We start from the raw sequence: 14,336 nt of genomic DNA, 5'->3' as shown, positions 1-14,336 counted from the left end.
GGTGCCGTGCTCGATAGGCCCGGTGTCGTGCTCGATCGGCCCGGCGCCGGACTCGGTCACGGCCGCACCCCGGCCACGTCCAGTCCCGCGCGCACCATCTGTGCCGTCGCCGCCGGATCGGTCATCAACAGCGGTGCCGCACGGACGTCCACGCCGTCGATCGTCGCGTCGTCACCGTCGTGCACCAGCCACCCGTCCAGGATCCCGGTGCTCGACCGGGCGCCGTAGTGGCGACCCACTGCTTCGGAGGTGCTCTCGACGCCGATGACCGACAGGCATTCGTCGGCCATGCCGCGCAACGGTTTTCCGGCGACGATGGGGGAGTAGCCGATCACCGGCGCCGAGGTGGAGCGCAGCGCACCGCGGATACCGGGGACAGCCAGGATGGCGCCGATGCTGACGACGGGGTTCGACGGCGCCAGCAGTACGGCGTCCGCCCCGCCGATGGCGTCGAGGACACCGGGGGCCGTCGTCGCCTTGTCGGCGCCGACGAACGCGAAGCTGTGGGTCGGCACCTTCGCCCGGTGTCGCACCCACCACTCCTGGAAGTGGATGGCGCCCCGATCGTCGGTGTCGGGATCGGTGATGACGACGTGGGTCTCGCTGCGGTCGTCGGTGACGGGCAGCAGCCGCGCACCCGGCGACCACCGGGCGCAGAGCGCCTCGGTCACCTGGGACAGGGGATAGCCGGCGCGCAGCATCTGGCTGCGCACCAAATGGGTGGCCAGGTCGCGGTCGCCCAGGCCGAACCAGTCGGGCTGTACGCCGTAGGCGGCGAGTTCCTCCTTGGCGTGCCAGGTTTCGTTGCGATGACCCCAACCGCGCTCCGGGTCGATACCGCCGCCGAGGGTGTACATGCAGGTGTCCAGGTCCGGGCAGATCCGGACGCCGAACATCCAGGCGTCGTCGCCGACGTTGACCACCGCGGTCAGCTCGTGTTCCGCGGTGTCGGCGGCGTCCTGCGGCGCGAACTGGCCGAGTCCGAGCAGGTGCTGGACGCCGAGCAGAAAGCGGGCGCCACCCACGCCGCCGACCAAGACCGTGACCTTCACAGCGACCGACACTAGGCGGTCGCCGAAAGTGCGGCAGCACCCCTCCACCGCTCGCGGTGGTCACGAGCCGGACACGCCGGGATTTCCGACGCGCCGCATCTTTATCACGAGGTGGTATGAATTCCTGTTCAAGCGCTTGACCCGGGCAGCTAACGCGTGTGTAATCACACCAGTGTCATTCCCGGTACGCCTCCCGAAGCTGGTGTCGCAGACCGAGATTCGATCACTTGTTCGAATTGAATCGGTCGCGTGAGTTATGCGCGGGACCAGCAGTGGAACGACGACACAACATCAGGAGGGCGGGGAAATGTCTTTTGAGCCAAGCGATTTCGATCGAGTCGTCCGGTTTGACAACCGGATGCTCGGCTCGTACGGCAGCACGCCGTACACCGGCGCGCAGCCTGCGCCGGTCAGTCCGATGGGACGGCCGCAACTGAGCGTGGTCCCGGACCGGGTCGAGTTCGACCCGGCAATCACCGAGGACGACGCGGACGCGGATCTCTGGCAGGAGCGCGCACTGTGCGCCCAGACCGATCCCGAGGCGTTCTTCCCCGAGAAGGGCGGCTCGACCCGCGAGGCGAAGCGGATCTGCATGGGCTGCGAGGTCCGTGACGAATGCCTCGACTACGCGCTGGCCCACGATGAGCGCTTCGGCATCTGGGGCGGGCTCTCGGAGCGCGAGCGCCGTCGCCTCAAACGCGGCATCATCTGACGGGATCCCACGGCTCCCACTTGACCCAACAGTTAGTACCCCGCGGGCGCCCCGGCGCCTGCCCCGCTAGGTCACTCGTCGTCGATCGTCGGGTCGATGACCGAGGGCTCGACGCCCAGATATGTGGCGACTTGAGCGACCAGCACCTCATGTAACAGATCCGCGAGTTCGTCGGAGTCCTTCGCCCGGCGCTCGATCGGCCTCCTGAACAACACGATTCTCGCCCGCGTGGAGTTTCCGCGGACATCCACCCCAGCCGGGATCAGCCGGGCCAAGGCGATCGGCCCGTCGGCGACCACCTCCGGCGGCCACTGCACGCTCTCCGGATCCTTCGGCGCCATCCGCGGGATCTCGTCGACGGCGACATCCAGTGTCGAGACGCGGTCCTGCCATCGGCGCTCGATCGGTTCGTAGGCCTCGAGCACCGCCATGTCGAAACGTTCGGCGCGGCTGCGCCAGCCCGGCACCGTCGGCGGTAGCAGCGGACCGCGCATCCCGCGACCGCGTCGCGAACTCCAGCGGCTGCGCTCGGACACGGACCAGATCGTAACGGTTGGCTATCGGCCGGCCCGCCGGTGCGCGTGTCCGGCGCCGCGGGGAGTTTGTCCCGCGATAGCCTTCCGTTCGTGAATGTTCCCCGTCGCTGCTGCCGGCCCGGGTGCCCCCACTATGCGGTGGCGACGCTGACGTTCGTCTACTCCGATTCCACCGCTGTCGTCGGTCCGCTGGCCATCGTCTCCGAGCCGCACTCCTGGGACCTCTGCGTCGGCCACGCCAGCCGCATCACCGCACCCCGGGGCTGGGAACTGGTGCGGCACGCCGGTCCGCTGCCGACGCACCCCGACGATGACGACCTGGTCGCGCTGGCCGACGCCGTGCGCGAAGGCCGTCAACCCGCGCAGAACGGCGGTGTGGTGGCCGGATTCTCCGATCCGGCAGGCGCCGGGGCCGGCACCGCCGGCGGCACCCTCGTCACGGCACAGGCGCAGGCGCGCCGACCCGAGGCCAGCGGCCGGCGCCGCGGGCACCTGCGCGTCCTGCCCGATCCGAGTGAGTGACCCGGTCGGACACTGACTGTCGAGGCCGGCCGATGCTGCGGCGACTAGGCTGGCGGCAACGTTTCTCCTCGACCTAGGAGTCCTATGTCTCGGCCGGCTGCGACGGTGGATCGCGTCATCAAGGCGTACGACGTCCGCGGTCTCGTCGGCGAGGAACTCGACGAGCAGTTCGTAGCCGACGTGGGCGGGGCCTTCGCGCGCCTGGTCGGCGACGGTGCGCGGCAGGTGGTCATCGGCTACGACATGCGGGCGAGTTCGCCTGCGCTGGCCGAGGCGTTCGCCGAGGGGGTCATGGCCCAGGGCCTCGACGTCGTGCGGATCGGACTCGCCTCCACCGATCAACTCTATTTCGCGTCCGGACTGCTCGACTGCCCCGGCGCGATGTTCACCGCCAGCCACAATCCCGCCGCGTACAACGGCATCAAGCTGTGCCGGGCCGGCGCGAAGCCGGTGGGCCGCGATACGGGTCTGGCGCAGATCGCGGCGGAGGTGACCACGGGCGTACCCGCGCACGACGGACCCCGCGGCACCGTCTCCGACCGCGACGTGCTGGCCGACTACGGCGACTTCCTGCGCTCGCTGGTCGATCTGGCCGAGCTGCGTCCGCTGCGGGTCGCCGTCGACGCCGGCAACGGGATGGCCGGCCACACCGCCCCCGCCGTGCTCGGGCCGATCGCCGCGGTGGACCTGTCGCCGCTGTACTTCGAACTCGACGGCACGTTCCCCAACCACGAGGCCAACCCGCTCGACCCCGCCAACCTGGTGGATCTGCAGGAATTCGTGCTCGAGACCCGAGCCGATATCGGGTTGGCCTTCGACGGCGACGCAGACCGCTGCTTCGTCGTCGACGAACGCGGCAGGCCGGTGTCGCCGTCCGCGGTGACGGCGCTGGTCGCCGCCCGCGAGCTGCAGCGCGAGATCGGCGCCACGGTGATTCACAACCTCATCACCTCCCGTGCGGTGCCCGAACTGGTCACCGAACGCGGCGGCACCCCGGTGCGCTCGCGGGTCGGTCACTCCTACATCAAGGGGTTGATGGCCGAGACCGGGGCGATCTTCGGCGGCGAACACTCCGCGCACTACTACTTCCGCGACTTCTGGGGTGCGGACTCCGGGATGCTCGCCGCCCTGCACGTCCTGGCCGCGCTCGGCGAACAGGACCGTCCGCTGTCGGAGCTGATGGCCGACTACGACCGGTACGAGGCGTCAGGGGAGATCAACTTCACCGTCAGCGATGCGTCGGCCTGCGTCGAGGCGGTGCTGACGTCGTTCGGCAGCGGTATCCAGTCGATCGACCACCTCGACGGGGTGACCGTCGACCTCGGCGAGGGCTGCTGGTTCAATCTGCGCACCTCGAATACCGAACCGCTGCTGCGCCTGAACGTCGAAGCGCGGACCACCGAGGAGGTCGCGGACGTCGTCAACCGGGTGGCCGCGGTGATCACCGACCGCGACGGGTCGTCTCCGTGATGGCCAGTCCGCCGTCGGCCGCCGTGGTCGATCTCGACGACGCCGACGGCCTGGTGGCCGCCGACCGCGACGGGCTGCTGCGCGCGGCGGCAATGGCCGGTGCGCAGGTCAGGGCCACCGCCGCCGCTCTCGACGAGGGACTGCTCGAACCGCTGCGTTCACCGCATCCGCCGCGCACGGTGATCTGGGTGGCCGGGCGGGGCACCGCCCAGACGGCCGGTGCGGTGCTGGCGGCAGCGTTCGGCGCGTCGGTCGGCGCACCCGTCGTGGTGGTGGCCGATCCGCCGCCGTGGGTCGGTGCGCTCGACGTGATGATCGTCGCCGGCGACGATCCCGCCGAACCGCTGCTGGTCAACGCCGCCGCCATCGCGGTTCGCCGCGGGGCACGCGTCGTTGTCGCCGCCCCGTACGAAGGCCCGCTGCGCGATGTGACCGCGGGCCGCGCCGTGCCGCTGGCGCCGCGGGTGTGGGTGCCCGACGACTTCGGACTCGTGCGCTATCTGGCGGCGGGGCTGGCCGTGCTCCAGGTGGTCGACCCCGGTCTGCGCGTCGACCTCGGCGAACTCGCCGACGAACTCGATGCTGAGGCGCTGCGCAACAGCCCGGGCCGTGATCTGTTCACCAACCCCGCCAAAGCACTCGCCGAACGCATCACCGGACGCGACGTGGTGCTCGCCGGCGACGAGGCGGCGACGCTCGCCCTGGCCCGCCACGGCGCGGCGGTCCTGTTGCGGGTCGCACAGGAGACCGTCGCCGCGGTCGGGCTGCCGGATGTGCTGGTCGCGCTGCGCGCCGGCTTCGGCCGGTCCGGCTCGACTGGTTTTGAAGGGGGCTCCGCCCTGTCGATCTTCCACGACGAGGAACTCGACGGTCCGTTACCGCAGCGGATGCGCACGCTGGTGCTGACCACCGGACGGGATCGGGCCGCCGTGGCGGCCCGGGTCAGCGGCTACGACGACCTGGACATCGTCGATCCGGACGACGTGCCGGACGCCGCCACCGCAGGCCCGCCCGGACCCGATGCCGGACGCGTGGAACAACAACTGGCAAAGTTGGCCGTGCGGTTGGAGATGACCGCGGTCTATCTGCGACTGGTTCGAGGTTAAGCGAGTGCATCTGCTACGGGGGGCGGTGCGGACCTATGCGTGGGGTTCGCGGACGGCGATCGCTGAATTCACTGGAAGACCAAGTCCCACAGCGCATCCCGAGGCGGAACTGTGGTTCGGCGCGCATCCCGGCGATCCGGCCTACCTGCAGGACGGCGACAGCGAGGTGTCCCTGCTCGACGCCGTCCGCGCCGACCCCGACGGTCAGCTCGGCCCGGCGACGGTACACCGTTTCGGCGAGACCCTGCCGTTTCTGGTGAAGGTCCTCGCCGCCGACGAACCGCTGTCCCTGCAAGCCCACCCCAGCGCCCAGCAGGCCGCCGAGGGTTACGCCCGCGAGGAACAGTTGGGCATCCCGATCTCGGCGCCGATGCGCAACTACCGCGACCGCAGCCACAAACCCGAGCTGCTGGTGGCGCTCGACCGGTTCGACGCGCTGGCCGGATTCCGGCCCGCCGCCGCGACGGTCGAACTACTGCGGGCGCTGAACGTGCCGCAACTCGATTCGTCGATCAACCTGCTGTCCGGGCAGTCCGAGTCCGACGGGCTGCGCGCGCTGTTCACCACCTGGATCACCGCACCGCAGCCGCACCTCGACGAATTGGTGCCCGCCGTCCTCGACGGGGCGATCAACTATGTCCGCGACGGGCACACGACGTTCGCCGCGGAGGCCAGGACCGTGCTCGAACTCGGTGAGCGCTATCCCGGTGACGCCGGTGTGCTGGCCGCGCTGCTGCTCAACCGCATCACCCTGCGGCCGGGCGAAGGGATCTATCTGCCCGCTGGGAACCTCCACGCCTACCTGCACGGCATCGGTGTCGAGGTGATGGCCAACTCGGACAACGTGCTGCGCGGGGGACTGACCCCCAAGCACGTCGACGTTCCCGAGCTGTTGCGCGTCCTGGACTTCACCCCGACGCCGGATCTCGTGCTGCGGCCCGAAACGGGCCGTCAGGCAACGGAGTTGGTGTACCGGACGCCCGCGCCGGAATTCGCGGTGTCGGTGGTCGAACTCGGCGGCGACCACCTCGGCCACGAAGTCGACGCACCGGCCGATCATGACGGCCCCCAGGTGCTGCTGTGCACCGACGGCGCGGTCACGGCGCACGCCAAGGCGACGACGTTGACGATGCAGCGGGGTTCGGCGGCGTGGGTGGCGGCCGACGACGGGCCGATCCGGCTGCACGCAGAGGTCCCGACCAAACTGTTCCGGGTCACCGTCGGGTCGTGACGAGGTCTCCTGTGCGGGCGCGGCGCGCGGAGCGTTTCTCGGCCAGCCACAGCCCCAGGTTGTGGCGTACGGTCCGGCCGACCATGCGTGCCGACGGCACCATGTAGAGGCTGTCGAGCAGACTGAACCGGCGCAGGAACCACTCGGCGAGAACGGGATCGGTTTCGGCCGCACCCAGGAACTGATCGAACAGTCCACCGACCGGCGCGTACCACCAGGGCACCGGATCCGGTGAGGTGGCGCGGTGCAACGTCAGATCGCCGACCGCGTTCATCTGCCACACCGGGAAGGTCGTCTTGGCCGTCGCCGTGTTCAACGTGCCCGCCAGCTCGTGGTCGGGCTGCTGCAGTGCGCGACGCAGATGGCCGGCCTGCAGCGACGTCATCGTCATCCCCTGGCCGAAGGTCGGGTTGAAGCTGACGACCGCGTCGCCGAACGGCACGATGCCCAGCGGGAACCGGTCGAGCTTGTCGTAGCGTCGCCACCGGCTGGTCGGGTACTTGTGAAAGGCCATCTCGCCCAGAGGTTTTCCCGCGCGCAGCGCCGTCGCGACGTGGGCGGGCAGGATTCGGTCGGCCAGCTCGCAGATCTCGGCGAAATTCTGCGGCGGCGGAACCCGCCCCACGCCGAACGTGGTCACGTTCCAGTTGCCGTCCTCGTAGAACAGCATGCCCAGCCCGAGCGGCTCCTCGTCGGACGCTCCCGCGACCACCACCTTCTCGGCCAGCGCACGCTCCGGGATGTGCACCTGGTGGGTGGCGTAGGCGATGCCGACGTCCACGGTGTCCTCCCGCGGCCGCTCGAAACCCCACTGTTCCAGCCACACCGGCAGCCGGGTGCCGCGTCCGGTGGCGTCGACCACCAGATCCGCCTGCACCGTCTCGGTGGCGTCGCCGTCACGAACCGCCACCCCCGTGACCCGTCCGGACCGCGCGTCGTACACCGGCTCGTCGACCGAGCGGTGCTCGATGGTGACGTTCGGGATCTGCGCGGTGCGCTGTCGGATCTGCCATTCGAGCTGTGGCCGGCTGGGCACGTAGGCGGTGAACTCGTCGCGCAGCGTATGCCCGGTGCCCAGGACATGCCCGGCGGCGCCGAAGTGGATACAGTCCGGCCGGTTCTCCAGCACCGGCACCCCGGCCGCCACCATGTCGGCCAGCAGTCCGGGATACAGGCCTTCGAACTCCTGCGCACCGCGGGCCATCAGCAGGTGGACGTGGCGGCCCTGGGGGACCGCCGCCCGGTTGACCGGGCTGTCCGGCAGCTCGTCGCGTTCGTAGACCGTCACCGTGCCGTAGACGTCGGACAGCACCCGTGCCGCGCACATCCCCGCGATGCTGCCGCCGATCACGACGGCGTGTTTAGTATCCCGCCCCATCGGTGCACAGTAGCTCGGTACATTGCCCAGACTCGGTGGATCGACGACATGCTCGAGAGGGATCGGAAAGGATCTGTCATGGCCGGTAGATGGCGCACGAAATCCGTCGAGCAGTCGATCTCCGACACCGACGAACCCGGGACCCGGCTCCGCAAGGACCTGAGCTGGTGGGACCTGACCGTCTTCGGCGTCTCGGTGGTGATCGGCGCCGGCATCTTCACCATCACCGCGTCTACGGCAGGCAACCTGACCGGCCCCGCGATCTCGATCTCCTTCATCCTCGCGGCGATCGCGTGCGGCCTGGCCGCACTGTGCTACGCGGAGTTCGCGTCCACGGTGCCGGTCGCCGGCAGCGCGTACACGTTCGCGTACGCGACGTTCGGTGAGTTCGTCGCCTGGATCATCGGCTGGGACCTGATCCTGGAGTTCGCCGTCGCGGCGGCCGTGGTGGCCAAGGGCTGGTCGAGCTATCTGGGCACGGTGTTCAACTTCGGCGGCGGCGTGACCGAGGTCGGCGGGTTCACCGTGGACTGGGGTGCGCTGCTGATCGTCGCGTTCGTGACCGCCCTGCTGGTCCGCGGCACCAAGCTCTCGGCCAAGGTCAGCCTTGTGATCACCGTCATCAAAGTGGCGGTGGTGTTGCTCGTGGTGATCGTCGGCGCCTTCTACATCAAGACCGCCAACTACACCCCCTTCATCCCGCCCGCGGAGTCCGGACACGGCGGATCGGGCACCGAGCAATCGCTGTTCTCGCTGATCACCGGTGCGGAGGGCAGCGCGTACGGCTGGTACGGCCTGCTGGCGGGTGCGTCGATCGTGTTCTTCGCGTTCATCGGCTTCGACATCGTGGCCACCACCGCCGAGGAGACCAAGAATCCGCAGCGCGACGTGTCGCGGGGGATCATCGCCTCGCTGGCGATCGTCACCGTCCTCTACGTGGCAGTGGCAGTCGTGCTGTCCGGGATGGTGTCCTACACCGAGCTGCGCGACGCGGGTGCGGGGGCGAACCTGGCGACCGCGTTCGAGGCCAACGGCGTGACGTGGGCGGCGACCGTCATCTCCATCGGGGCGCTGGCCGGCCTGACCACCGTGGTGATCGTGCTGATGCTGGGCCAGAGCCGCGTGCTGTTCGCCATGTCCCGTGACGGGCTGGTGCCTCGCCAGTTGGCCAGGACCGGTGACCGCGGCACCCCGGTGCGGATCACGCTGCTCGTCGGCGCTGCCGTGGCCGTCACCGCGACCGTCTTCCCGATCGGGAAGCTCGAAGAGATGGTCAACATCGGGACGTTGTTTGCGTTCGTGCTGGTGTCGGCCGGCGTGATCGTGCTGCGCCGCACCCGTCCCGACCTGAAGCGGGGCTTCAAGGCGCCGTTGGTGCCGTGGCTGCCGATCGCTGCGATCATCGCCTGCGTATGGCTGATGCTGAACCTCACGGGTCTGACCTGGATCCGCTTCCTGATCTGGATGGCCATCGGCGTGGTCATCTACTTCCTCTACGGCCGCCGTCGCTCCGTCCTGCGCGAGCGGGAGCTTGCCGAACTCAACTAGGCGCCGCGCGGTTCCGGCTCGCTTTACAAAACACCGGTTCGTGTCTAGACAGGCGACAAATTGCGTCATATAGTCCAGTCATGACTATGACAACCGACGCGGCGCAGTGGCAGGACCGCAAGCGCCGCCTGTGGCTGATGGGCCTCATCGTCCCCACGGCGCTGTTCGTGATGCTGCCGGTCGTGTGGGCACTGAACGAGGCGGGCTGGCACGCCGCTGCGCAGGCGCCGTTCTGGATCGGACCGATCCTGCTGTACCTGGTGCTGCCGGCGCTGGATCTGCGCTTCGGCGCGGACGGCCAGAACCCGCCCGAGGAGGCGATGGAGCGGCTCGAGAACGACCGCTACTACCGCATCTGCACCTACCTGTTCATCCCGTTCCAGTACGCGAGCGTGGTACTCGGTGCCTACCTGTTCACCGCCTCGGAGCTGGGCTGGCTCGGTTTCGACGGAGGCCTGGGCTGGCCTGCCAAGATCGGGCTCGCGCTGTCGGTCGGGATGCTCGGCGGGGTGGGCATCAACACCGCACACGAGCTCGGCCACAAGAAGGGTGCACTCGAGCGGTGGCTGAGCAAGATCACCCTCGCGCAGACCTGGTACGGCCACTTCTACGTCGAACACAACCGCGGCCATCACGTGCGCGTCGCGACCCCGGAGGATCCCGCGTCGGCGCGGTTCGGCGAGACGTTCTGGGAGTTCCTGCCCCGGAGTATCTGGGGGAGCCTGCGCTCGTCGTGGGAGCTGGAGGCCAAGAGGTTGCGTCGGCAGGACAAGAGCGTCTGGCATCCGTCCAACGACGTGCTGAACGCCTGGGTGATGTCGGTGGTGCTCTGGGGCGCGCTGACCGCGGTGTTCGGTTGGGCGGTGCTGCCGTTCATGATCGTCCAGGCCGTCTTCGGATTCACGCTGCTGGAGACCGTCAACTATCTCGAGCACTACGGCCTGTTGCGGCAGAAGACCCCGAGCGGCCGCTACGAGCGCTGCACCCCGGAGCACAGCTGGAACTCCGACCACCTGGTGACCAACCTGTTCCTGTACCACCTGCAGCGCCACAGCGACCACCATGCGAACCCGACGCGGCGCTACCAGACCCTGCGCAGCATGGACGGCGCACCCAATCTGCCCAGCGGTTACGCCACGATGATCGCCCTGACCTACCTGCCGCCGGTGTGGCGTCGCGTCATGGATCACCGGGTGCTCGCCCACTACGACGGCGACATCACCCGGGTGAACATCCACCCGCGGGTGCGCGAGCGGGTGCTCGCCCGCTACGCCACCGATCACGCCGGCGCCTGACCGTCGACCGGAGGAAAGGAAGCGACATGGACGATTACAAACTGTTCGTCTGCCTGCAGTGCGGATTCGAGTACGACGAGGCCAAGGGTTGGCCGGAGGACGGTATCGCCCCCGGCACGCGGTGGGCCGACATCCCGGAGGACTGGAGCTGCCCGGACTGCGGCGCGGCCAAGACGGATTTCGACATGGTCGAGATCGCCCGCCCGTGACCGTGACCCTGGCGCGGGGATATGTGGCCGCGGCGCCTGCGTCGGCCGGAGGCTATATCGTCGCGCGTGTGAACGAGCGCCGCACCGGGCAGCGCATTCCGTACGCCGAGGCGTCGAGGGTGCTGCTGCACGACTCGATCCTCGACGGCATGCGTGAACTGCTCAGCACGCGCGACTGGGCGGCCATCACGCTGTCGGACGTCGCCAAGGCGGCCGGGGTGAGCCGCCAGACCATCTACAACGAGTTCGGGTCCCGCCATGGCCTCGCGCAGGGGTATGCCCTGCGCCTGGCCGACCGGCTCGTCGACGCGGTCGACGAGGCCATCGACACCAACGTGGGCGACGTGCACGCGGCGTTCCAGCAGGGCTTCCGGGCATTCTTCACCGAGTCGGCGGCCGACCCGCTGGTGATCTCCCTGCTCTCCGGCGACAGCAAACCGGATCTGCTGCAGATCATCACCACCGGCAGCGGCCCGATCATCACCCGGTGTTCGGACCGCCTCACCTCGACCTTCCAGGACAGCTGGGTCAAGGCGAGCGACGAGGACGCGGGCATCCTGGCTCGCGCCATCGTGCGGCTGGCCATGAGCTACGTGTCGATGCCGCCGGAGGCCGACCATGACGTGGCCGGTGACCTGGCCAGATTGATGACGCCGTTCGCCGAACGCTACGGTGTGGTGGATACCCCTTAGCCGGCAGAGCGCCCCGCTGTTCGAAATCGCACGCGCCTGTCCCGCGAGCCCGCAGGCCAAGGGTGTCCGTGGCGCAGCTGTGCGCTCATATGCAACAGACGATCGATAAAGGGGCTCTACACACATGACTACGACCGAACAGCGGCTGTCGGCCGACGTTCTCAACGGCATCGACTTCAAGGTCGCCGACCTGTCGCTGGCCGAGTACGGCCGCAAGGAGATCCGCCTCGCCGAGCACGAGATGCCCGGCCTGATGGCCCTGCGCCGCGAATACCACGATGTGCAGCCGCTCGAGGGTGCCCGGATCTCCGGCTCGCTGCACATGACGGTGCAGACCGCGGTGCTGATCGAGACCTTGACCGCGCTCGGTGCCGAGGTGCGCTGGGCTTCCTGCAACATCTTCTCCACCCAGGACCACGCGGCCGCGGCCGTCGTCGTCGGGCCCCACGGCACTCCGGAGGAGCCGCAGGGCGTCCCGGTGTTCGCGTGGAAGGGCGAGTCGCTCGAGGAGTACTGGTGGGCCGCCGAGCAGATGCTGACCTGGCCCGGTGAGCCGGCGAACATGATCCTCGACGACGGCGGCGACGCCACCATGCTGGTGCTTCGCGGCGCCGAGTTCGAGAAGGCCGGCGTCGTGCCTCCCACCGAGGACGACGACCCGGCCGAATGGAAGGTCTTCCTGGCGCTGGTCCGTGCAGGGTTCACGCCCGCCTCGGAGGGTGAAGGCAAGTGGACCAAGATCGCCGCGTCGGTCAAGGGCGTCACCGAGGAGACCACGACGGGCGTGCTGCGGCTCACCCAGTTCGCGGCGGCGGGCACCCTGGCGTTCCCGGCCATCAACGTCAACGACTCGGTCACCAAGAGCAAGTTCGACAACAAGTACGGCACCCGGCACTCGCTGATCGACGGCATCAACCGCGGCACCGACGCCCTGATCGGCGGCAAGAAGGTGCTGATCTGCGGCTACGGCGACGTCGGCAAGGGCTGCGCGGAGTCGCTGGCCGGCCAGGGTGCCCGCGTGCAGGTCACCGAGATCGACCCGATCAACGCGCTGCAGGCGCTGATGGACGGCTACGACGTGGTGACCGTCGAGCAGGCGATCGCTGACGCCGACATCGTGATCACGTCGACCGGTAACAAGGACATCATCACCCTCGAGCACATGAAGGCGATGAAGGATCACTCGATCCTGGGCAACATCGGCCACTTCGACAACGAGATCGACATCGCGGCCCTCGAGCGGTCCGGTGCCACGCGGATCAACATCAAGCCGCAGGTCGACGAGTGGACCTTCGGGGACAGTGGTAAGTCCATCATCCTGCTGTCCGAGGGCCGTCTGCTCAACCTCGGCAACGCCACCGGCCACCCGTCGTTCGTGATGAGCAACAGCTTCTCGAACCAGGTCATCGCCCAGATCGAGCTGTGGACCAAGAACGACGAATACGACAACGAGGTCTACCGGCTCGCCAAGCACCTCGACGAGAAGGTCGCCAAGATCCACGTGGAGGCGCTCGGCGGCACGCTGACCCGCCTCACCAAGGAGCAGGCGGAGTACATCAACGTCGACGTCGAGGGTCCGTACAAGCCGGAGCACTACCGGTACTGATCCCGTAGGACATGCACGGCCCTCGGCGCATCGCGCCGAGGGCCGTGTGCATTTGGGCTGCAAGACAACCCGTCGACGCGGAACTGACGCGCTGGTTGCTACCCGGGATACTCGTCGCGTTTGCGCGGCCAATCGGAGAAGTCCTCGCCGCGGCCTTTGGGCGCGCGGTCCAGCAGCTGCCACGTCGCATTCAGCGCTTCGGTGCCGCGATCGTAGGTCGAGTAGGTGTGGTAGACGACGCCGTCTTCCAACGCGAAGCAGCTGAGCGCCATCAGTTCCATCACATCGAGCATGCTGCCGCTGCCCGAGCCGAGGTCGCGGCGCGGCGTCGGAACGTGCATGTAGCTGAAGAAGTCGGCGTCGAAGTCGGTGCCCCCGGACGACACCCACTCGACGTCCCAGCCCATTCGCTGCTTGTAGGCGGTCAACACCGGCAATGGCGAGCGCGACGACAGGATGAACGTGACGTCCCGGTGCGCCAGATGTGGTACCGCGCCGACCAGGTTGTCGGTCTCGAACGTGCACCCCGGGCAGCCCTCCGGGGTGTTGGGCCCGTGCATGAAGTGGCGCACGATCAGCTGCGAGCGGCCGTCGAACAGTTCCGCCAACGTGCGACGGCCGGCCTCGGTGTCGAACTCGTACGTCTTGTCGACAGGCACCCAGGGCATCGCCTGCCGCTCCCCGGCCAGCTCGGTGGCCCGGCGGGTCAGCTCCTTCTCCTTGGCCAGCTGCCGCTCATAGGCGGCACGCCATTCTTCGCGCGTCGCGACCGTGACCACGTCTACCTCCTCGTCATGGAATGGATCCTTTGAAAGAGACCTGCCCCGGCGCTCGAACTCATCGTCGCGTACCGCTGACGGCTGTCGGTATCCCGACGACGCTGCTGCCCTTGTTAGGGTCACCTCAGTGTCAGGGTGGGGTGCCGCGTATTGCGGTGGTTGGATTCCTGATCACCTGGTGTCTGGCTCGTAGGGTCTCT

General features: G+C 68.6%; 14 protein-coding genes. 10 read left to right on the top strand and 4 right to left on the bottom strand.

Features of this window, described 5'->3' with window-relative positions:
- Positions 1–56: 56 nt before the first annotated feature.
- On the bottom strand, positions 57–1,052 hold the full coding sequence (gene cofD / locus A5757_RS11435) for a 2-phospho-L-lactate transferase (protein WP_066833534.1): 996 nt from the start codon (positions 1,050–1,052) through the stop codon (positions 57–59).
- Between the two features lie 472 nt (positions 1,053–1,524).
- Between cofD and A5757_RS23425 the strand changes: the two genes are divergently transcribed.
- Positions 1,525–1,764, top strand: coding sequence for a WhiB family transcriptional regulator (locus tag A5757_RS23425; protein WP_197497319.1), 240 nt, complete (start codon positions 1,525–1,527; stop codon positions 1,762–1,764).
- Between the two features lie 71 nt (positions 1,765–1,835).
- On the opposite strand, the gene A5757_RS11425 is transcribed toward A5757_RS23425, so the two are convergent.
- The gene (locus A5757_RS11425) at positions 1,836–2,258 is read right to left on the bottom strand and encodes a metallopeptidase family protein (protein WP_066833360.1); all 423 of its coding nucleotides are present in this window, start codon (positions 2,256–2,258) and stop codon (positions 1,836–1,838) included.
- A gap of 132 nt (positions 2,259–2,390) precedes the next feature.
- Here A5757_RS11425 and A5757_RS11420 point away from each other — a divergent pair, with 132 nt between their 5' ends.
- The 4 genes from A5757_RS11420 (at position 2,391) to manA (ending at position 6,629) form a co-directional block, all read left to right on the top strand.
- On the top strand, positions 2,391–2,822 hold the full coding sequence (locus tag A5757_RS11420) for a DUF3499 domain-containing protein (protein WP_156618325.1): 432 nt from the start codon (positions 2,391–2,393) through the stop codon (positions 2,820–2,822).
- 84 nt (positions 2,823–2,906) lie between these two features.
- The gene (locus A5757_RS11415; protein WP_066833348.1) at positions 2,907–4,292 is read left to right on the top strand and encodes a phosphomannomutase/phosphoglucomutase; all 1,386 of its coding nucleotides are present in this window, start codon (positions 2,907–2,909) and stop codon (positions 4,290–4,292) included.
- Positions 4,292–5,398 carry a TobH protein gene (locus tag A5757_RS11410; RefSeq protein ID WP_066833345.1) on the top strand — a complete coding sequence of 369 codons (1,107 nt, stop codon included), beginning with the start codon at positions 4,292–4,294 and terminating at the stop codon, positions 5,396–5,398. The genes A5757_RS11415 and A5757_RS11410 overlap by 1 nt, the downstream gene beginning before the upstream one ends.
- A gap of 4 nt (positions 5,399–5,402) precedes the next feature.
- A complete protein-coding gene (gene manA, locus A5757_RS11405) occupies positions 5,403–6,629 on the top strand; it encodes a mannose-6-phosphate isomerase, class I (RefSeq protein WP_066833342.1) in 1,227 nt (408 codons plus the stop codon).
- Here manA and A5757_RS11400 read toward each other — a convergent pair.
- Complete coding sequence (locus A5757_RS11400) at positions 6,613–8,007, bottom strand: NAD(P)/FAD-dependent oxidoreductase (protein ID WP_066833339.1); 1,395 nt, start codon at positions 8,005–8,007, stop codon at positions 6,613–6,615. The genes manA and A5757_RS11400 overlap by 17 nt on opposite strands.
- A gap of 78 nt (positions 8,008–8,085) precedes the next feature.
- Here A5757_RS11400 and A5757_RS11395 point away from each other — a divergent pair, with 78 nt between their 5' ends.
- From A5757_RS11395 to ahcY, 5 genes are all read left to right on the top strand, one after another.
- Positions 8,086–9,555: an APC family permease gene (locus A5757_RS11395; protein ID WP_066833336.1), complete on the top strand. Its 1,470-nt coding sequence runs from the start codon at positions 8,086–8,088 to the stop codon at positions 9,553–9,555.
- An 80-nt stretch (positions 9,556–9,635) separates the two neighbouring features.
- Entirely contained in the window at positions 9,636–10,850 is a 1,215-nt protein-coding gene (locus A5757_RS11390) for an alkane 1-monooxygenase (protein WP_231983957.1), read from the top strand.
- A gap of 26 nt (positions 10,851–10,876) precedes the next feature.
- Positions 10,877–11,059, top strand: a complete 183-nt coding sequence (locus A5757_RS11385) for a rubredoxin (protein ID WP_066833332.1) — start codon at positions 10,877–10,879, stop codon at positions 11,057–11,059.
- A 56-nt stretch (positions 11,060–11,115) separates the two neighbouring features.
- Positions 11,116–11,751: a TetR family transcriptional regulator gene (locus A5757_RS11380; protein ID WP_231983959.1), complete on the top strand. Its 636-nt coding sequence runs from the start codon at positions 11,116–11,118 to the stop codon at positions 11,749–11,751.
- A gap of 124 nt (positions 11,752–11,875) precedes the next feature.
- Positions 11,876–13,357, top strand: coding sequence for an adenosylhomocysteinase (gene ahcY, locus A5757_RS11375; RefSeq protein WP_066833329.1), 1,482 nt, complete (start codon positions 11,876–11,878; stop codon positions 13,355–13,357).
- A 98-nt stretch (positions 13,358–13,455) separates the two neighbouring features.
- On the opposite strand, the gene A5757_RS11370 is transcribed toward ahcY, so the two are convergent.
- A complete protein-coding gene (locus A5757_RS11370; RefSeq protein ID WP_066833326.1) occupies positions 13,456–14,136 on the bottom strand; it encodes a DUF899 domain-containing protein in 681 nt (226 codons plus the stop codon).
- Positions 14,137–14,336 lie beyond the last annotated feature (200 nt).

It is taken from the genome of Mycobacterium sp. 852013-51886_SCH5428379, from assembly GCF_001665575.1.
Taxonomy (GTDB): Bacteria; Actinomycetota; Actinomycetes; order Mycobacteriales; family Mycobacteriaceae; genus Mycobacterium.
This window is presented reverse-complemented; position numbering and strand designations above follow the sequence as displayed.

Bases quoted from the DNA above. Each gene is read 5' to 3' on its own strand.
- A5757_RS11400 (WP_066833339.1), bottom strand. From the start codon at position 8,007: ATGGGGCGGGATACTAAACACGCCGTCGTGATCGGCGGCAGCATCGCG.
- ahcY (WP_066833329.1), top strand. From the start codon at position 11,876: ATGACTACGACCGAACAGCGGCTGTCGGCCGACGTTCTCAACGGCATC.
- A5757_RS11390 (WP_231983957.1), top strand. From the start codon at position 9,636: ATGACTATGACAACCGACGCGGCGCAGTGGCAGGACCGCAAGCGCCGC.
- A5757_RS11415 (WP_066833348.1), top strand. From the start codon at position 2,907: ATGTCTCGGCCGGCTGCGACGGTGGATCGCGTCATCAAGGCGTACGAC.
- A5757_RS11425 (WP_066833360.1), bottom strand. From the start codon at position 2,258: ATGCGCGGTCCGCTGCTACCGCCGACGGTGCCGGGCTGGCGCAGCCGC.
- A5757_RS11395 (WP_066833336.1), top strand. From the start codon at position 8,086: ATGGCCGGTAGATGGCGCACGAAATCCGTCGAGCAGTCGATCTCCGAC.
- A5757_RS11410 (WP_066833345.1), top strand. From the start codon at position 4,292: ATGGCCAGTCCGCCGTCGGCCGCCGTGGTCGATCTCGACGACGCCGAC.
- A5757_RS11385 (WP_066833332.1), top strand. From the start codon at position 10,877: ATGGACGATTACAAACTGTTCGTCTGCCTGCAGTGCGGATTCGAGTAC.